This window comes from Micromonospora parva, from assembly GCF_000718515.1.
GTDB classification, from domain to species: domain Bacteria; phylum Actinomycetota; class Actinomycetes; order Mycobacteriales; family Micromonosporaceae; genus Micromonospora; species Micromonospora parva.
In genome coordinates, this window is the sequence record NZ_JNZS01000013.1 from 50,511 (window position 1) to 68,772 (window position 18,262).

At 71.4% G+C, this 18,262-nt stretch carries 19 protein-coding genes; 10 read left to right on the top strand and 9 right to left on the bottom strand.

Going from position 1 to position 18,262, the window contains the following annotated elements; translation table 11 throughout:
* Positions 1–15: 15 nt before the first annotated feature.
* The 5 genes from IF22_RS0119665 to IF22_RS0119685 all read right to left on the bottom strand — a co-directional run bounded on the left by IF22_RS0119665 (position 16) and on the right by IF22_RS0119685 (position 3,513).
* Positions 16–780 (bottom strand): VOC family protein, encoded by a 765-nt coding sequence (locus tag IF22_RS0119665; protein ID WP_030334072.1) that lies wholly within the window; start codon positions 778–780, stop codon positions 16–18.
* A gap of 94 nt (positions 781–874) precedes the next feature.
* The gene (locus IF22_RS0119670; RefSeq protein WP_030334074.1) at positions 875–1,612 is read right to left on the bottom strand and encodes an ABC transporter permease; all 738 of its coding nucleotides are present in this window, start codon (positions 1,610–1,612) and stop codon (positions 875–877) included.
* A 10-nt stretch (positions 1,613–1,622) separates the two neighbouring features.
* Positions 1,623–2,564, bottom strand: a complete 942-nt coding sequence (locus IF22_RS0119675) for an ABC transporter ATP-binding protein (protein ID WP_030334076.1) — start codon at positions 2,562–2,564, stop codon at positions 1,623–1,625.
* Positions 2,561–2,872, bottom strand: coding sequence for a transcriptional regulator (locus tag IF22_RS0119680; RefSeq protein ID WP_030334078.1), 312 nt, complete (start codon positions 2,870–2,872; stop codon positions 2,561–2,563). The genes IF22_RS0119675 and IF22_RS0119680 overlap by 4 nt, the downstream gene beginning before the upstream one ends.
* Complete coding sequence (locus IF22_RS0119685) at positions 2,869–3,513, bottom strand: hypothetical protein (RefSeq protein ID WP_030334081.1); 645 nt, start codon at positions 3,511–3,513, stop codon at positions 2,869–2,871. Before IF22_RS0119685 ends, IF22_RS0119680 begins: the two co-directional genes overlap by 4 nt.
* 202 nt (positions 3,514–3,715) lie before the next feature.
* Here IF22_RS0119685 and IF22_RS0119690 point away from each other — a divergent pair, with 202 nt between their 5' ends.
* Positions 3,716–4,327 (top strand): hypothetical protein, encoded by a 612-nt coding sequence (locus IF22_RS0119690; protein ID WP_030334083.1) that lies wholly within the window; start codon positions 3,716–3,718, stop codon positions 4,325–4,327.
* Here the strand turns inward: IF22_RS0119690 and IF22_RS33200 are convergent.
* Both IF22_RS33200 and IF22_RS34510 read right to left on the bottom strand, forming a co-directional pair.
* A complete protein-coding gene (locus IF22_RS33200; RefSeq protein ID WP_036411904.1) occupies positions 4,316–6,601 on the bottom strand; it encodes a HelD family protein in 2,286 nt (761 codons plus the stop codon). The two genes, IF22_RS0119690 and IF22_RS33200, sit on opposite strands and share 12 nt — an antisense overlap.
* A 747-nt stretch (positions 6,602–7,348) precedes the next feature.
* Positions 7,349–7,519: a hypothetical protein gene (locus IF22_RS34510; RefSeq protein ID WP_309140739.1), complete on the bottom strand. Its 171-nt coding sequence runs from the start codon at positions 7,517–7,519 to the stop codon at positions 7,349–7,351.
* Positions 7,520–7,733: 214 nt separating this feature from the next.
* Here IF22_RS34510 and IF22_RS0119705 point away from each other — a divergent pair, with 214 nt between their 5' ends.
* From IF22_RS0119705 to IF22_RS0119715, 3 genes are read left to right on the top strand one after another with little or no spacing between them, the layout of a single operon-like run.
* On the top strand, positions 7,734–8,318 hold the full coding sequence (locus tag IF22_RS0119705) for a winged helix-turn-helix domain-containing protein (RefSeq protein ID WP_030334090.1): 585 nt from the start codon (positions 7,734–7,736) through the stop codon (positions 8,316–8,318).
* A gap of 42 nt (positions 8,319–8,360) precedes the next feature.
* Entirely contained in the window at positions 8,361–9,833 is a 1,473-nt protein-coding gene (locus IF22_RS0119710; protein WP_036411906.1) for an MFS transporter, read from the top strand.
* Positions 9,785–10,636 carry a menaquinone biosynthetic enzyme MqnA/MqnD family protein gene (locus IF22_RS0119715; protein WP_030334095.1) on the top strand — a complete coding sequence of 284 codons (852 nt, stop codon included), beginning with the start codon at positions 9,785–9,787 and terminating at the stop codon, positions 10,634–10,636. The genes IF22_RS0119710 and IF22_RS0119715 overlap by 49 nt, the downstream gene beginning before the upstream one ends.
* 66 nt (positions 10,637–10,702) lie before the next feature.
* Here IF22_RS0119715 and IF22_RS0119720 read toward each other — a convergent pair whose 3' ends face one another.
* Positions 10,703–11,608: a serine hydrolase gene (locus IF22_RS0119720; protein WP_374224232.1), complete on the bottom strand. Its 906-nt coding sequence runs from the start codon at positions 11,606–11,608 to the stop codon at positions 10,703–10,705.
* A gap of 50 nt (positions 11,609–11,658) precedes the next feature.
* Complete coding sequence (locus tag IF22_RS0119725) at positions 11,659–12,648, bottom strand: serine hydrolase (protein ID WP_030334099.1); 990 nt, start codon at positions 12,646–12,648, stop codon at positions 11,659–11,661.
* A 372-nt stretch (positions 12,649–13,020) separates the two neighbouring features.
* Here IF22_RS0119725 and paaA point away from each other — a divergent pair, with 372 nt between their 5' ends.
* The 6 genes from paaA to mqnC all read left to right on the top strand — a co-directional run bounded on the left by paaA (position 13,021) and on the right by mqnC (position 18,178).
* Positions 13,021–14,094 carry a 1,2-phenylacetyl-CoA epoxidase subunit PaaA gene (gene paaA, locus IF22_RS0119730; protein WP_030334101.1) on the top strand — a complete coding sequence of 358 codons (1,074 nt, stop codon included), beginning with the start codon at positions 13,021–13,023 and terminating at the stop codon, positions 14,092–14,094.
* Positions 14,091–14,402 carry a 1,2-phenylacetyl-CoA epoxidase subunit PaaB gene (paaB, locus tag IF22_RS0119735; protein WP_030334103.1) on the top strand — a complete coding sequence of 104 codons (312 nt, stop codon included), beginning with the start codon at positions 14,091–14,093 and terminating at the stop codon, positions 14,400–14,402. Before paaA ends, paaB begins: the two co-directional genes overlap by 4 nt.
* Before the next feature lie 37 nt (positions 14,403–14,439).
* On the top strand, positions 14,440–15,165 hold the full coding sequence (gene paaC, locus IF22_RS0119740) for a 1,2-phenylacetyl-CoA epoxidase subunit PaaC (protein ID WP_030334105.1): 726 nt from the start codon (positions 14,440–14,442) through the stop codon (positions 15,163–15,165).
* Positions 15,159–15,674, top strand: coding sequence for a 1,2-phenylacetyl-CoA epoxidase subunit PaaD (paaD, locus tag IF22_RS0119745; protein ID WP_051708641.1), 516 nt, complete (start codon positions 15,159–15,161; stop codon positions 15,672–15,674). Before paaC ends, paaD begins: the two co-directional genes overlap by 7 nt.
* Positions 15,671–16,789: a 1,2-phenylacetyl-CoA epoxidase subunit PaaE gene (gene paaE, locus IF22_RS0119750; RefSeq protein WP_030334109.1), complete on the top strand. Its 1,119-nt coding sequence runs from the start codon at positions 15,671–15,673 to the stop codon at positions 16,787–16,789. The genes paaD and paaE overlap by 4 nt, the downstream gene beginning before the upstream one ends.
* Positions 16,790–16,987: 198 nt before the next feature.
* Entirely contained in the window at positions 16,988–18,178 is a 1,191-nt protein-coding gene (mqnC, locus tag IF22_RS0119755) for a cyclic dehypoxanthinyl futalosine synthase (RefSeq protein WP_030334111.1), read from the top strand.
* Positions 18,179–18,262: the final 84 nt, after the last annotated feature.

Genomic DNA, 18,262 nt, shown 5'->3' on the forward strand with positions numbered 1-18,262 from the left:
CAGTTCCGCGCGGGGTCAGGGGCCCAGGTCGATGACGGAGAAGAGGGCCCCCTGGGGGTCGCGCAGGGCGGCGAACCGGCCCGCCGGGATGTCCCGGGGCGGGACCAGGATCGTTCCGCCCAGCTCGGCGGCGCGGGCCGCGGCGGCGTCCGCGTCGGCCACCGCGAAGTACACCGTCCAGTACGCGGGCAGGTCGGCCGGGAAGTCCTCGGCCAGCGGCGGCATCATCCCGGCGACGATCTGCGTCCCCAGCCGCCACCCGGTGTACGTCATGTCGCCCACCGCCTGGTCGTCCGGCTGCCAACCGAACACCAGCTCGTAGAAGACCTTCGCGCCCTCGGGGTCGGGGGTGACCAGCTCGTTCCAGCTCATCGCGCCCGGCACGTTGAACACCTCGGCACCGGCCATGGTCAGCGGCTGCCAGACGCTGAACGTGGCACCGGCCGGATCGGCGAAGACCGCCATCCAGCCCCTGTCGAAGACCTCGAACGGTGGGACGACGACCTGCCCGCCGGCCCGTTCGACCCGGCCGGCGACCAGCTCCGCGTCGTCGGTGGCGAGGTACGTCGACCAGATCGGAACCTGGTCCGGGATCGCGGGCGGGCCCACGCCGGCCACCGGCCTGCCGTTGAGCAGGAAGACCGTGTAGCCGCCCGCCTCAGGCTCCGGGGTGACCTGGCCGGTCCAACCGAACAGCTCCGGATAGAACCGCCGGGCGTCGGTCAGGTCCGGGGTGGCCAGGTCGGCCCAGCAGGGCGTACCCGGCGGGACGGTGCTCACGTCAAGACCCCTCTCGGCCGGGGCGGCCACGGCGGCCCCCTGTCGGAATCCTGGCACCGTCCCGCCGCGCCCCGGGGAGGAAACGGACGAATCTTTAGCTGAACCGGCGACCCTCGTCCCGTCGGTACGCCCAGCCGGCGAGCGCGGCGAGCAGCACCACCCAGACGCCGAGCATGATCAGCGCCAGCGGCTCCACGTCGTAGTCGCCGACCGCCGCCCACATCAACTCGGCAGCGCCCCGGGTGGGCAGGTAGGGCGCGATCGTCTCGATGAACCCGGGCGCCTCGCCCGGCGCGGAGAGCAGGCCGCCGCCGAACGCCAGCGGCAGGAAGATCAGCTGTGCCACCACGATCGCCGCCTTGCTGGGCAGCGAGTAGCCGATGGCGAGCCCCATCAGCGTGAACGGCACCGAGATCACCGCCACGGTGCCGAGAGCCAGCAGGAACGCCGCCGGGGTGGCCTGGGCCGCGGTCAGCGTCGCGCCGATCACCACGACCGGGATCAGCGAGAGGTAGGTGAGCGCCAGGCCGGCCAGCACCCGGCCGGCGAACCGCGGTGCCGGCCCGGTCGGCAGGGTCCGGGTGTACGGATTCCAGGGCTGGTCGCGGTCCTCGGCGACACCGACGCCGTACTGGAAGATGTTGGCGCTCATCACCGAGAAGGTGACCATCGACGCGGTGGCGTAGGTGGCGCCCACCGCATCGTCACCGGCGAACGGCACCACGAAGAAGATCATGGCGGCGGCCGGGAAGAAGGCGCTGCCGAAAACGGCCACCGGAATCCGGATGATCTCCAGAAGTTGGTAGCGGGCGTGGACCAGAGCGAGCTGCACTGTCGCCTCCTCAGACGGTGGTGGGTCGGCCGCCGGCAGCGGCGGTGATGGGTCGGCCGGTGCTGGTCGGCGCGTCCCCGCTGGGCGTGTCGCCGGTGGTGATGGCGAGGAACGCCTCCTCCAGTGACGTCGGCCGTACCTCCAGGTCGGTGAACGGAACCCGGGCCGTGACCAGCGCTCGGACCAGCTCGTCGGCGTCGGTGGTGAGCAGGTGCAGCCGACCGTCGACCCGTTCGGTGCGAACCACCCCGGGCAGGTCGGGCAGGTCGTCGGCGACCAGGCTGACCCGGCGTACGCCCACGATGCCGCGCACCGCGTCCACCGTGTCGTCGGCGAGCACCCGGCCCTGCCCGATGACCACCACCCGGTGCGCGAGCGCCTCCACCTCCTCCAGGTAGTGGCTGCTCAACAGCACGGTGCCACCGTCGGCGTGGAAGGCCCGGATCGCGTCCCACAGGGTGTGCCGGGCGGCCACGTCCAGGCCGGTGGTCGGTTCGTCGAGCAGCACCAACCGCGGCCGGCCGACGAACGCCAACGCCACCGCCAACCGGCGGCGCTGCCCACCGGAGAGCCCACCGGTCTGTCGTCGGGCGAGGTCGCCCAAACCGAACTGGTCGAGCAGTTCACCGCGGGGCACCGGGTCGGGGTAGTGCGCGGAGACGAAGTCGACGACCTCGCCGACGCGCAGCGTGCCGGGCAGGCCGGTCTCCTGCGGGGTGACTCCGATCTGCCGTCGGCTGGCCGGGTCGCGGGGGTCGCGGCCGTTCAGTTCGACCCGTCCCGAGCTGGGGCGGCGCAGGCCCACCAGCAGGTTGATCAGGGTGCTCTTGCCGGCGCCGTTCGGCCCGAGCAGGCCGACCAGCTCACCGGCCCGGACTTCCAGGTCGACGCGATCGAGGGCGAGGACGTCGCCGTACCGGCGGCTGGCCTGTTCGGCGCGGGCGAGGGTCATGGCTGCTCCTTCGACGAGGTGGGGTCGAGCAGGGCGCGGATGGTTTCGGTGTACTCCTCGAACGCCAGCCGGCCGCGTCGGCTGAGCCCGACCAGGGTCGCCGGGGTGCGTCCACGGTGGGTCTTGCTGATCTCCACGTAGCCGGCCTCCTCGAGCTTGCGCAGGTGCACCGAGAGGTTGCCGGCGGTCATCGCGAGCAGCTCCTGCAGGCGGGGGAAAGCGATCTTGTCGCCGACGTTGAGAGTCGAGAGGCTGGCGACCACCCGCAGTCGGGCCTGCGCGTGGATGACCGGATCCAGCTCGGTCACGGCTGCTGTCGCTGTTGCTGTCGCCGCCGGGCGATCGCGCCGGCCACCAGCATTCCGCCACCGCCGGCCACCGCAACGATGAGCGGGTGCCAGCCCGGCCCGGCGAACGCCCCGACCAGGTTGATCACGCTGATCCAGACGCCCAGCCGGAACAGGTCCTGGTCCAGCCAGACCGCCCCGCCGGCCATGTGCAGCGCGCCGGTCAGCCCGACGGCGGTCGCCGACCAGAGCAGTGCCGCCAGGTCGTGCGGCAGGTGCTCGGAGATCCGGCCGAGCCCCGCGTAGATGCTCACCGATCCGAGGGCCCACGCGTAGCCGTACCACTTCCCACGCCGGGCGGAGTCGCCGCTCACCTGGCCGTAGGCCCGCACGCTGACCACCGCCTGGATCGTTCCGGCGGCCGCGAGCAGCACGAAGAGGACGGTCAGCGGCAGCCAGCTCGGCAGGTCGACAAGCGCACGGTCGCCGGGGGCGAACCGCAGGAAGAACAGCCCGAAGCCAACCAGCCAGGCGACACCCCACGGCCAGTAGAGCAGGCGGGCATCGGGATCGAGCCGGCGTGCCGTCGCCGACCGTTGGTCCTGGATCAGCCGCAGCGCCGCTGCGGCGTCGGTGGGTGGTGAATCATCGTCTAGGTCCACGCAAACTACTTTACGGCACAAAGTCGAGGCCGGATGTCCCCATCACGACAGATGGGGACTTCGGTCGCGGCGAGCAGTGCCTATGGTGAGGAGTCGCGGCGACGGGCTGATCCGTCGCACAGGCCACAGGGGAGGGTCCGTGGCAAGCCCGAGCGTTGAGCCGGACACTGCGGCGGACATCGTCGAGCACGAGGGGGCCCTGGTGACTGACGACGAAAGTCAGGCGCGGTACGCCGAGGGGTTCAGCCGACTGCTACCGGCCGACGAGCGGGTGCGCGCGGTGGCCAAGGTCCGAGCGGGCGGTGGGCTGACCCCGGCTCCGCCGGCACTGCCGTCGGCGCCACCCGCCGCTGGTCGGCCGAGTTTTCTGGGTGTCCTGCTCACTGTGCTCTCACCGAACATCACCTTCGGTCGGGCGGACAGCGCCGTCGACTGGCTCTTCTTCGGTGTCGGAGGTCGAGGCCAACCCGACTCCCGGGCATCCGAGCTGCACCATGCAGTGACCGTGGCGACGAAGGGCTTCGGCATCCGTCACCTCGTGCTGGGGGTCACCGACCAGCGGCTGCTGCTCGGTGCGACAGCACCCGTCGGCCTGCTCTCCCGCTCGTCGGCGGACGAACGGGCGCAGGCCGACATCGAACTGCTCGGGTCGGTGCCGCGCACCTCCGTCACCGCCCGGTTCGGCAGGTACCGGTTGAACTGGAAGCGGCTGCGGCTCGACTTCGCCGACGGGTCGTGGCTGTCGTTCCACGTGCCGATGGCCGAATCCGGCCGCCCGCTGCGGGAGATCGCGGCGGTCCTGTCAGCCGGCTGACCCGCCGACGAGCGGGGCGGGCAGCGGCGCAACGTGCAGCACCGCCAGCCGGGACACCGCCCGGGTGAGCACCACGTACAACCGGTGCAGCCCGCGTGGCTCGGCCGCGACGATCGCCGCCGGCTCGACCACCACCACATGGTCGTACTCAAGGCCCTTGACCAGTGTCGCCGGCACCACCGTGACCCGCTCCGCGGCCGCCACATCGTCGGCGGTCGCGGTCTCGACACCCGCCTCGGCCAGCGCCGCGCGCAGGCCGTCGACAGCGTCGTCCGCGGCGATCACACCGACCGAGCCGTCATGCGTGAGCGCCGCCCGCACCTCGGCCACCGTCGCCGACGTCAGGTCGGTCACCGTACGCACGTCCAGGCCGCCGTCGCGGCGCAGCGACTCGGCCGGCGGTACGTCCACAGCGAGCGCCGGGAGCAGCAGGTTCGCGAACGCGACCACCGCCGCGGGCACCCGGAAACCGACGGTCAACGGCACCACCACCGCGTCCGGCTTACCCAGATGGGCAAGGGACTCCCGCCAGTCCGTCGCCGCCCACGGCGCGGTGCCCTGGGCAAGGTCACCCAGGAGCGTGACCGAGCCGTGCTCGCTGCGCCGAGCGATGGCCCGGCACTGCATCGGGGAGAGGTCCTGCGCCTCATCCACCACCACGTGCCCGAACCCGGAGAGCCGTTCCAGCAGCCCGGTCGCCTCGTCGATCAACACCGCGTCGGCGGCGGTCCAACGGGTCGCCTTCGGGGTGCGGGCCGGCTTGGCCCAGACGAGCTGCGCCTGCTCGGCGTCGCTGAGCAGCCCGTCCGCCGCGGCGGCGAGCCGCGCCGGGTCGGCGAACAGGCCGTGCACCAGCCCTTCCGGGGTGAGCGCCGGCCAGACCGCGTCCAGGAAGTCGAGCACCGGCCGGCAGCGGCTCATCCGGCGCAGCCAGGCATCGCTGGGCGACTCCGCCCGCCGCGCCTCGGCCTGCCGTTGCAGCAGGCTCACCACCCGTGCCTGAACGCGTTCCCGACCAGTGCCGTACGGCAGCCCCTCCCGGCGGGTCTCCTCGACGATCCGGTGCAACGGCTCCAGCCCGATCCGCCAGCGGAACGAACCGTCCGACACCGTGATCGACTCGGTCGGGGTGCCGATCTGCGCCTGCACCGCGCGCCGCAGCACGTCGGCCATCCGTACGTCGTGTTTGAGCGCGGCCACCGCCGGCGCCTCGACCGCCCGGACCGGCACCCGGGAGATCAACTCCTCCACCGTGGCCTGCTCGACCTCGACCTCACCGAGCGCCGGCAGCACCGCCGCGATGTACGACAGGAACGCCCGGTTCGGCCCGACGATCAACACACCCGCCCGCCGCAACCGCTCCCGGTGCAGATAGAGCAGGTACGCGGCCCGGTGCAGACCCACCGCCGTCTTTCCGGTGCCCGGCGCGCCCTGCACACAGATCGAGTCGGCGAGGTCGGCCCGCACCAGCTCGTCCTGCTCCGGCTGGATCGTGGCCACGATGTCCCGCATCGGCCCGACGCGCGGACGCTCGATCTCGGCGGTGAGGATCCGACTGGTCGTACCAAACTCTTCGCCCCGATCCAGCCGCTCATCCTCGAAGCTGGTCAGGACGCCGTTGCTGAACCCGAACCGTCGCCGGACCGCCACCCCCTGTGGATCGCGCACACTGGCCCGGTAGAACGAGCGGGAGACCGGTGCCCGCCAGTCCAGCACCAGCGGCTCGCCGCGCTCGTCGGTGACATGCCGCCGCCCCACGTGATAGCGCCGCCCCTCATGATCACCGCTGGTGTCGGGTGCGGTCGGGTCGCTCGTGGTCGGGCTGCCGGTGGCAGTGCTGTCCGTGGGCCGGTCGTGGGTGGCCGCGCTGGTTGGGGTCGTGCTGGTTGGGGTCGTGCTGGTTGGGGCCGTGCTGGTTGGGGCAGCGCTGGTTGGCGCCGGGCTGGTCGTTGCCGGGCTGGTCGTTGCCGCGCTGGTCGGAGTCCCGCTGGTTGGGGTCGCGTCGGTTGGGGCCTCGGCGAAGTCGAGGCGGCCGAAGAAGAGTGGTGTGGTCGGGTCGTCGGCCAGCTCGGCGACCCGGCGAGCGAGGGTGCGACCGAGGGTCTCGGCCGCGTAGGCGTCGCCGGCCACCTGGTCACCGGTGGCGAAGAGAGACTCGGCCCTCGCCCGCATCCGAGCCAACGCCGCCCGCGAGGTGGACAGGTGTGCGCGTTCGGCGGCCAGGTCCGCGTCGAGGTCGGTGTCAGGCTGGGTGTCGAGGTCAAGTGCGGGCATGCTGACGTCCCATCGTTCACATCTGCTGCGCGCTCGCGTGTCCGGGGGCGGATGGCCGGCCGCCCGGCGCGACGACGCCCGTTCCGGTGCAGCTCACCTCGGCCGTCAAGCGGCCTGCAACCCTACGCTCCCCAGCCCGCCGCAGCCAGCGAATTACCGACGCGACCACCCATCCGAGACGGCGTGTTGCAGCGCCGGACGTCGCCGAAGTGACGCGTTGACGGGTAGCACCGCATCGAGATGGACGTGATGCCGAGGTCGGATGCCGACTGATCATCAGGTCCCGCGCCGTGCGCCCCCGCCCTGTCCCGCGTCGCGCCTCGCGCTGCGCGCTGTACTCGCGCCTCGCGCTGCGCGCTGTACTCGCGCCTCGCGCTGTACTCGCGCCTCGCGCTGCGCGCTGCGCGCCGTGCTCTCGCACACCGCGACCGCCGTGGGTGCCGTGATCGACTCGGTTTTCATGAAGTCGCGGTGTCCAAGCCGGTGCGACGCCCCGACTTTCAGGAAACCGAGTCGATCAACAGGAGACGCGGCTTGGGCGGCGGGGACTGGCGGATCGTCGTGGCCGCTGGCCGCTGGCCGCTGGCCGTGGGTCGCTGGCCGTGGGTCTCGGGCCGTGGGTCACGGGCCGCTGGCCGCTGGCCGTGGGTCACCGGCCGCGGGTCGGGGGTCGCGGGTCGCTGGCCGCTTGCCGCGGTTCGCGGTTCCTGGTCGCGGTCATGGGCGGCGTGGGCGTGCTCGGCAGCGTCAGCAGCGCAGGTGGTAGTGGTTGCGACGTGGAGTGTGCAGCGGGTCGAGCCAACTGGGCGGGAGGAAGTCAGGGCGACCGTCCGCCGCGATACGGACCGCCCAATCGCCGTGGTGGATGAGCCGGTGGTGGTAGCCGCAGAGCAGCACCGCATTGCCCAGCGCCGTCACCCCACCGTCGGCCCAGTGTCGGATGTGGTGGCCGTCGCACCACCTCGGCGGCCGATCACTTCCGGGTCGGTGTCGATCAATGAGGGGAACCAAGCGATCCACGCCGCGCGTGCCGTCGAATCCGCCTGCTCACTAGCAAAGGACAGACGCCATGTGACCCGAGCGGGACGTGGTGGTGATGGCAGGTTGGAAGGTCTGCCGGGATCATGGGCCTATGACCGAGGCCCGCTCCGATTCGCGCCGGATGACGATCAGCGACCCGCAGGTGATGCGGGCGATGGCCCATCCGGCGCGGATCGCGATCATGGAGTACCTGAACAGCCGCGAGGCCGGCGGGACCGCCACCGAGTGTGCCGAGATCGTCGGGCTGTCGCCGAGCGCCACCAGTTACCACCTGCGGGCGCTGGCGAAGTTCGGGCTGGTCGAGCAGGCGCCGAGTCGGGGGGACGCGCGTGAGCGGTTGTGGCGCGTGCCGAGTGGGAGTGTGCTGGTCGAGGCGGGCCGTGATGCCGGGCCCGAGGCGCGGGCGGCCGAGCAGGCGCTGGTGGAGGCGCATGCGGTCCGGGCCATGGAGCGGACCCGGGACTGGTTGCGGCGCGCCGGGGACGAGCCCGCCGAGTGGTACGACACGGCGCTGTTCACCGACACGCTGGTGCTGCTCACCGCTGAGGAGTTGGCCGAGTTGAACGAGGCGGTGCTGGCGCTGCTCCGGCCGTACCACCCGCGACGGCGGCAGGGTGAGCCGCCGCCGGGGGCGCGCACTGTCGCCGTGCAGTACCGGACGGTGCCGTTGGCATAGGCGGGGTTGCATGAATCAGTTGTGAAGGATTATTTTCGAAGTATGTCCTTCACAACTGACGAGTCGCGCTGGGCGGACGTCTGGCTCGCCGCCGCCGCCCGGGGCACCACCATCTGCGGCGACTTCCTCGCGGCGACCGCGCTGGCACTGGCCCTGCAGGGTGCCGGTGCCGGTGGACTGGCCGTGTCGGGCCTGCTGCTCGCCGCCACCCTGCCCCTGGTGGTGCTTGCCCCGCTCGCGGGGCGACTCGCCGACCGGACGGACAGCCGTACCCTGCTGGTGACAGTTGGTTTCGGGCAGGCCTGCGTCTGTGCCCTCCTCGCCGTCGTCGAGCAACCGGCACTGGTGGTCGGGCTCGTCGCACTGCTGGCCTGTGGGCTCGCGGTGACCCAACCCTGCCTGGCGGCGCTGCTGCCGGCGATGGTCCGCCCGGCCGACCTGCCGCGCGCCAGCGCGATCAGTCAGACCGCCGTCTCGCTCGGTGCGCTCGGCGGCCCGGTGCTGGCCGGTCTGCTGGTGGGACAGTTCGGCACCCGCGTACCGCTGCTTCTCGATGCCGCGACCTACCTGGCGTTGGTGGTCGCGGGCCTGCTGCTGCGGACCCGACGCGGCGGCCGGCGGTCCGCCGCCAGCCAGACCGCCGCCGCCGCGAGCAGCGAGGCCGCCGCCGCGAGCAGCCAGGCCATCTCGGGAAGCCAGGCCGCCTCGGGCGGCGTGACAACACCGGGGGGTACGGAGATCGGCTGGCAGCTGCGCCGCGACCCGCTGATGCTCGTGATGGTGGTGAGCACCGCCGTGGTGATCGCGGCGATCGGCGGCATCAACGTGATCGAGGTCTTCTTCATCCGGGAGACCCTGGAGGGCTCGGCGACCACGTACGGCCTGGTCAGCGCCGCATGGATGGCCGGCATGCTGCCGGGGACCTGGCTCGCCGTACGACTCGCTCGGCGGCTCGACGACGACGGCGCGTTGGTACGCGGGGTGCTGGCCACCCTGGCCGTGTGCAGTTTGATGGTGTTGCTCGCGGCGACGGTGCCGGCGGCGGGTGTGTTGGTGCCGCTCTGGCTGGTGGGAGGCGCGGCCAACGGTGGCGACAACGTCTTCGCCAACCTGCTCACCGCTCGGCGGGTGCCGGAGGCGATGCGCGCCCGGGCGTACGCCAGCTACGGCGCGGCGGTGCAGGGTGGCTCGATGGCGGGCTTCCTGATCGGCGGGGCGTTGCTCGCCGTCGTTCCGCCCCGACCGCTGATCGCCGGCGCCGGGGTGCTCGGGTTGTTGGTGGTGCTGGGTTTCGTGCCGGTCGTGACCCGGGCGGTACGACGGTCGTCGCTGACCGACGCCCCGGCAGACGGTCGACGAGCGGCCGACGCCCCAGAAGGCGGCCGAGCTGCCCGGTCAAGTGCGGGGTTGGCCACTTCGGGCCGGCCCGCCGAGCCGGCGCCCGCCGCCGGGGATACGGTCGGGCCATGGCTGAGCGCATCGCACGCCCGCGAGTCGGGCACATCCAGTTCCTGAACTGCCTGCCGATCTACTGGGGTCTGATGCGCTCCGGTGCCCTGCTCGACGTGGACCTGCACAAGGACTCGCCGGACCGGTTGAGTGCGGCGCTGGTCGCCGGCGACCTCGACATCGGCCCGATCACGCTGCTGGAGTACCTGAAGCACGCCGACGAGCTGCTGCTCCTCCCGGACCTGGCGGTCGGCAGCGACGGTCCGGTGCTGTCGGTCAACATGGTCTCCACCCGACCCCTCGACGAGTTGGACGGCGCCCGGGTGGCGCTCGGCTCGACCTCGCGGACCGGGGTGATGACGGCGCAACTACTGCTCGCCGAGCAGTACAACGTGCGGCCCGAGTACTTCCGGTGCCCGCCGGACCTGACCCAGATGCTGCTGGAGGCCGACGCGGCCGTGCTGATCGGGGACGTGGCGCTGCGGGCGTACTACGAGGCGCCGCAGAAGGGCCTCACTGTCACCGACCTCGGGCAGGCGTGGCGGGACTGGACCGGGCTGCCGATGGTCTTCGCCGTCTGGGCGGTCCGCCGTGACTTCGCCGCCGCCCACCCGGGCCTGGTCAAGGAGGTGCACGAGGCTTTCCTGCGCTCCCGGGACCTCTGCCTGGCGGAGCTGGACCAGGTGGCCGAGGCGGCGGCGCGCTGGGAGACGTTCGACGCGCAGACGCTCGCCACGTACTTCCGGACCCTCGACTTCTCCCTCGGCGATCGGCAGGTCGCCGGGCTGCGCGAGTGGGCCCGACGGGCCGCCGCGATCGGGGAGGCCCCGGCGCTGCCGGAGGGCGGTCCGGAGTTCTTCGCCGGCTGACCCCTGCCGACGGCGCACCAACGGCCCGGGTCGGCAGCGGCCCGGGCCGGCGTCAGCGTGGACGGCTCAGGTGCCGGTGCGGAGCAGCGCCTCGGTGATCTTCTCGCAGTTCTTCATGCCGTAGTCGTAGCCCATGTTGATCGGGTACTTGACCATCACGCCCATCGTCCAGGTGTCGCCGATGGCCAGGCAGTTGATGTGCATCTCCTGCTCCCTGGTCCGGTCGATCCACCCGTTCTTGATGGCGATCTTCTTCTGCTCGGCGGCCGGGAAGGCCTTGCGGATACCGAAGTCGCCGCCGCCACGAACCAGCTTCATCTCGTTGAGCAGCCACTTGGTCCACTTCGGCCCGGCGGCGGTGCCGGTGGCGATGCAGTTGCCCATCCGGGCGGTGTCCCGGGGTGAGAGCGCCGTCCGGCTCCAGCCCTTGTCGGGGGCGACGCTGCTGTCGGTCAGCTCGCACATGGAGATCAGGCGCTTGATCGAGGCGTCTCGGCCGACCAGGTTGTAGAACTGCTCGGCCCGGGTGTTGTCGCTGTCCCGGATGATCCGGGTCGCGTCGGCGAGCTTCGCGTCGCTCGGGGTCTGGCCGGCGTCGGCCGCGCGGCGCAGGTAGTCAGCGACGATCCACGCCTTGATCATGGAGGCGGTCGTGCTGGTCTCGTCCATGTTCTTCGAACCGATGATTTTTCCGGTTCGGCGGTCCAGGACGCTCCAGGCGTACCAGCCCTCGATGTCGAGGTCGAGATTCTTGGCCGCGAAGGGCAGCGGCTCCAGCGACGGGCTGGGGCTCGGTGACGGCGCGGACGGCTGGCGGGCACTGCGGTCGGTGCCGGAGCCGGTGGGCCGGTCGCTGGTGCCGGCGTCGCCCCACTTGGCGGCGGCGGACGACTCGAACGGCGACCCGGGCAGCAACCGCAGCGACACCAGCACCAGGCCGATGAGGATGACCGCGATGGCGATCAGCCGCATCGGGGAGGCGTCACCGTCGCCACGCCGGTCTCCCCGACGGGTGCCGGCCATCAGAGCTTCCCGACCGGCTGCTGCGGCACCTTGAGCGCGGCACCCGGCTGCGGGGTGACCAGTTGGGTGGCCACGCTGGCGCAGACCTTCGCGCCGTAGTCCAGGCCGGTCCTGATCGGGTAGCGCAGCATCACCGCCAGGCTCCACTTGCTGGTGACGGCGAGGCAGTTGACGTGCCAGTTGCCGTCGCCGTAGATCGGGGTCCAACCGTTCTTGATGCTGACCGGGCCCTGCGAGGTGATCGACTTGGGTAGACCGTCGATGATCCCCCAGCGGCCGCCACCGGAGTCGGGCTTCTGGTCCTTGGCCGCGGTGGTGCCCGTGACCTTGCTCATCTGGTCCAGCACCCACTTCGTCCACTTCGGGCCGGCGGCCTTGCCGTCGGCGATGCAGTCGCCGAGTCGGACCGCGTCGCGGGGAGACATCCGGGTGTAGCTCCAGAAGCCGGTGTACGGCTTGGTGTTGCCGCGCTTGGTGTCGGTCAGCCCGCAGATCTTGATCGCCCGCTGGATCACCGCGTCCGGAACGCTGCTCGACGAGGCCTTGTAGGACCCGCCGGCAGCCCGGTGGACCGCGTTGGCGGCCTTGTCGTTGCTGTCGACGATGGCGAGTCGGGACGCCTCCTTCAACGATGCCGGCGGCTCCTTGTCACCGAGCTGTCGCAGGTAGTCGGAGACGATCCACGCCTTGATCATCGATTCGGTGGAGCTGGTCGCGGCCATGTTCGACGACCCGGAGATCTTGCCCGTCTTGCGGTCCATCAGGGCCCAGGAGAAGAAGTCACCCTTGAAGCTCACCGACACCGGACCGGCCGCCAGGGTGGGCGGCGGCGGTGGCGCGGGTGCGGGCGCGGCGACGCTCGACGTGCCGCCACCGCCGCCTCCGCCGCTGTCGTCGCTGGCAAGCCGGGCGTACGCGGTGGGGACCAGCAGGACGCCGCCGAGCACGACTGCCGTGATGGCGAGCACCAGGGTCACGCGAGATCGCATGAGTGGGTGAACTCCAGGTGTCAGGGCCGGGGGGACCGGCTTGTCGTCGGGACGAATCGGGTGCGATCGCCGAGGCCGGGGGAGGTGGCCTCGGTGGAGATATCGATGCGCGGCAGCCGATCGGTTGTCCGGCAGAAGTCTACGTCCGGACCGGCCGGCCGCCAGACTTCGACACTAGGCAACCTGCGATAAAGGCGAGTTATGGGGCCGGTATGAGGTTTTTGCAGGGGTTCACCTTTGTTTCGTGGCCCAAGTCACGGCGATGGAATGCCGCCCAGGTCGCGCAAAGCAGTCATTCGGCTACGGATGGGATGCGCGGATTCCTGTTACACCCCCTGGTGCAACGAGGCGCAAGCTGTAACACTTAGCCTCATGTATGGCAACGACTTCTCCGCCCCGAACAGCGCCCCGGACGAGGCGCCCGGCGGTCTGCTGGGCGAGGTCGAGGCCGCCGAGGCGGAGCTGCGGGCAGCGGCGGCGCGCGGGCGGCGGGGCGGGCCCGCGCCGGACGAGGACCTGGCGGCGTACTTCGCCGAGGTGGTCGACGCCGAGCAGAAGATCGAACCCCGCGACTGGATGCCCGACGCGTACCGGCGGACGCTGATCCGGCAGATCGCCCAGCACGCCCACTCCGAGATCATCGGCATGCAGCCGGAGGGCAACTGGATCAGTCGGGCGCCGTCGCTCAAGCGCAAGGCGATCCTGCTGGCCAAGGTGCAGGACGAGGCGGGTCACGGCCTCTACCTCTACGCCGCCGCCGAGACCCTCGGCATCAGCCGCGACGAACTGGTCCAGCTGCTGCTCGACGGCCGCCAGAAGTACAGCTCGATCTTCAACTACCCCACCCTCAGCTGGGCCGACGTCGGCGCCATCGGGTGGTTGGTGGACGGTGCGGCGATCGTCAACCAGGTGCCGCTGTGCCGCTGCTCCTACGGCCCGTACGCCCGCGCGATGATCCGGGTCTGCAAGGAGGAGTCGTTCCACCAGCGGCAGGGCTACGAGATCCTGCACACCCTGGCGCACGGCACCCCCGAGCAGCACGCCATGGCGCAGGACGCGGTGGACCGATGGTGGTACCCGTCGCTGGCCATGTTCGGCCCGCCGGACGGCGACTCCACCCACTCCACCCAGTCGATGGCCTGGAAGATCAAGCGCTTCTCGAACGACGACCTGCGTCAACGCTTCGTCGACATGTGCGTCCAGCAGGCCGAGATCCTCGGGGTCCGCATCCCCGACGACGACCTGCGGTGGAACGACGAGCGGCAGGCGTACGACTACACCCAGCCGGACTATGACGAGCTGATGCGGGTGATCTCCGGCGACGGGCCGTGCAACCGCGAGCGGATGGCCCACCGCCGCGCCGCGCACGCCGACGGCAGCTGGGTACGCGAGGCCGCCGCGGCGTACGCCGCGAAGCGGACGAACAAGGAGAAGGTGGCCGCGTGAGCGAGCGTGCCGAGCAATCCGGCGTGACAGGTCATTCGCCTCTGTGGGAGGTCTTCGTGCGGGCCCGGCGCGGGCTGTCGCACACCCACGTCGGCAGCCTGCACGCCCCCGACGCCGAGCTTGCCCTGCGCAACGCCCGCGATCTCTACACCCGCCGTCAGGAGGGCGTGTCGATCTGGGTGGTGCCGGCCGGCGCGATCACCGCGTCCAGCCCGGACGAGAAGGACGCCTTCTTCGACCCGGCCGCCGACAAGGTCTACCGCCACCCCACCTTCTACGAGGTGCCGGATGGGGTGGCTCACCTGTGAGCGAGCGAACCAGTCAGCTCAGCAGCGGGGTGACGGCGTGAACGGGCCCTTCGACTTCACCCTCGCCCTCGCCGACGACGCGTTGATCGCGGCCCAGCGGCTGGCCGAGTGGACCACCCGTGCCCCGGAGATGGAAGAGGACATCGCGCTGGCCAACATCGCCCTCGACCAGCTCGGCGCGGCGCGCCTGCTGCTGTCGTACGCGGGCGAGTTGGAGGGCGCCGGGCGCGACGAGGACGCGCTGGCGTACCTGCGTGACGACCGCCAGTTCCGCAACGTTCTCCTGGTCGAGCTGCCCAACGGCGACTTCGCGGTGACGATGGCGAAGCTGTTCTTCCTGGCGGCGTACCAACTGCCGCTGTACACGGCGCTGGCCGGCTGTGCTGACGAGCGGTTGGCGGCGATCGGCGGGAAGGCGCGCAAGGAGTCGGCGTACCACCTGGACCACGGCGCGCTGTGGGTGAAGCGGCTCGGTGACGGCACCGAGGAGTCGCACCGTCGGATGCAGGCGGCCGTCGACCACGTGTGGCCGTACACCCACGAGCTGTTCGCCGCGGACCCGGCGGCGCCGGTCGACCCAGCCACCCTGCGGCCGGCGTTCGACGAGGTCGTTGGCCCGGTGTTGGCCGAGGCGACGCTCACCCGGCCGGGCAGTGCCTGGGCCCCGGCCGGCGGGCGGGCCGGTGTGCACAGCGAGCACCTGGCCTACCTGCTCGCCGAGATGCAGGTGCTGCACCGCGCCCACCCGGGAGCGAAATGGTGAGCGTGAGGAGTGCAGCGCAGCGGGTGGCGGCGGGCACCGACCCGAGAACGGCCGTGGCGAGCGTGGTGGACCCGGAGATCCGGGTCATCACCATCGACGAGCTGGGCATCCTGCGCGCGGTCGAGGAGGATCCGGCCAGTGGCCGGGTCACCGTCACCATCACCCCGACCTACACCGGCTGCCCGGCGATGGACGTGATCCGGGCCGACATCCGCCGCGCGCTTGCCGCCGCCGGCCACCCGGACGCCGAGGTCCGGACCGTCTACAGCCCACCGTGGAGCACCGACTGGATCTCCGAGGGCGGGCGGGCCAAGCTCGCCGCCGCCGGGATCGCCCCGCCCGCCCCGGTGCCCGCCGCCGGCGTCGTGTCGCTGACCCTCGCGGTCCGCTGCCCGCGGTGCGGCTCGCCGGAGACCGAGCAGGTCAGCCGGTTCGGCTCCACCGCGTGCAAGGCGCTGTGGCGGTGCCGTTCCTGCTCCGAACCCTTCGACCACCTGAAGGCGCTGTGACTGTCACCATCACCCGCCCGGTTCGCCGTCGGCCGGTCTTCCACCCGTTGTCCGTCGCCGCCGTCGACCGGCTCACCGACGACTCAGTGGCGGTGACCTTCGCCGTACCCGAGGAACTGCGGGAGACATTCGCGTTCCGTGCGGGCCAGCACCTCACCGTGCGTCTTCCGGGCCAGGCCGCGCCGGACGGCGCCGACGTGCGTCGGTCGTACTCGATCTGCTCCACCCCCGACGACCTGGCCCGGCGCGGCCGGTTGCGGATCGGGGTGCGGGAGATCCCCGGCGGCGCCTTCTCCGCGTTCGCCTGCGGGGCGCTGCGCGGTGGCGACACCGTCGAGGTGCTGCCGCCGCTGGGCACCTTCACCACGGCGTTCGCACCGGAGCGCGCCCGGCACTACGGCGCGGTCGTCGCCGGCTCCGGCATCACCCCGGTGCTCGCGCTGGTCGCGACCGCCCTGGCCGTCGAGCCGGCCAGCACCTTCACACTGGTGTACGGCAACCGCACGGCGAACACCGTGATGTTCGCCGAGGAGCTGGCCGACCTGAAGGACCGCCACCCGACCCGGCTGCACCTGGTGCATGTCCTCTCCCGGGAGCAGGGCGAGTCGCCGCTGCTGTCCGGTCGGATCGACGCCGAGCGGCTGAGCCGGTTGCTGGACACCATCGTGCCGGGCGACGTCATCGAGGAGTGGTTCCTCTGCGGCCCGTACGGCATGGTGGTCGACGTCCGGGACGTGCTGACCGCACGCGGTCTGCCCGAGTCGGCGGTGCACACCGAGCTGTTCCACGTCGACGCGCCGCCGGAGCCGGTGCGCCGGCCCGTCGACCATGCGGGTGCCGGGGCCGAGGTGACCATCGTGCTGGACGGCCGCTCGTCGAGCTTCACCATGGGTCGCGAGGAACGGGTGCTGGACGCCGCGCTGAAGGTGCGCGGCGAGCTGCCGTACGCCTGCAAGGGTGGCGTCTGCTCCACCTGCAAGGCGAAGGTCGTCGACGGCGCGGTCACGATGGCCCGCAACTATGCGCTGGAGCCCGACGAGCTGGCCGCCGGCTACGTCCTGACCTGCCAGTCCAGCCCTACCACCGACAAGCTCACGATCGACTACGACGCCTGATCGCCCCTCGCCCGCGTCGATCTTGCAGTTTCGGTCGTCGGTATGCGCGGAATGCCCCGTGTGTCGCGACGGTACCTGCAAGATCGCGGTGAGGGTGTGGCGGTGACCCGGTTCAGTGCCGGCCTGGCGCGTGCGGAGCGAATCACAGCCTTAAGCACCCCTCAGGGAAGGGGCGCGTCGTCGGCGTAGGCTCGGGGTGTGACGGTGAGCCGGGAGATCGACGACATCCTGCAGCGCGGCGCGGACGGCGGGCGGATCACGCCCGAGGAGGCCCTGCTGCTCTACACCGAGGCGCCCTTCCACGCGTTGGGTGAGGCGGCGGACGCGGTGCGCCGGCGGCGCTACCCGGACAACGTCGTCACGTACCTGATCGACCGCAACATCAACTACACGAACGTCTGCGTGACGGCGTGCAAGTTCTGCGCCTTCTACCGCGCGCCCAAGCACCAGGAAGGGTGGACCCACCCGACCGAGGAGATCCTGCGCCGGTGCGGCGAGGCGGTCGAGCTGGGCGCGACCCAGGTGATGCTCCAGGGCGGGCACCACCCCGACTACGGCGTGGAGTACTACGAGGAGCTGTTCTCCTCGGTCAAGCAGGCGTACCCGAACCTGGTCATCCACTCGATCGGCCCCAGCGAGATCCTGCACATGGCCAAGGTCTCCGGGGTGAGCCTGGACGAGGCCATCGCCCGGATCAAGACCGCCGGTCTGGACTCGATCGCCGGCGCCGGCGCGGAGATGCTGCCTGAGCGGCCCCGCAAGGCCATCGCCCCCCTCAAGGAGTCGGGCGAGCGCTGGCTGGAGGTCATGGAGTTGGCCCACCGGCAGGGCATCGAGTCGACCGCCACCATGATGATGGGCACCGGCGAGACGCACGCCGAGCGGATCGAGCACCTGCGCATGATCCGGGACGTGCAGGACCGCACCCGCGGTTTCCGGTCCTTCATCCCGTGGACGTACCAGCCGGAGAACAACCACCTCAAGGGCCGCACCCAGGCGACCACGGTGGAATACCTGCGCCTCGTCGCGGTGGCCCGACTGTTCTTCGAGACCGTCCCGCACCTGCAGGCGTCCTGGCTGACCACCGGCAAGGACGTCGGGCAGCTCTCCCTGCACATGGGCGTGGACGACCTCGGCTCGATCATGCTGGAGGAGAACGTGATCTCCTCCGCCGGTGCGCGGCACCGCTCCAACCTGCACGAGTTGATCGGCATGATCCGCTCGGCGGACCGGATCCCCGCACAGCGCGACACCCTCTACAACCGGCTCGCCGTGCACCACACGCCGGCCGACGACCCGACCGACGAGCGGGTGGTCTCGCACTTCTCCTCGATCGCGCTGCCCGGCGGTGGTGCGGGAAAGTCCCTACCCCTGGTGGACGTCAGCTGACGGTCGGCAGGTGGCCGTTCGGCTGATCGACGCTCATGCTCCCGCCGGATCGCCCCGGCGGTACGGGTGGTCCCCGCCGCCGCA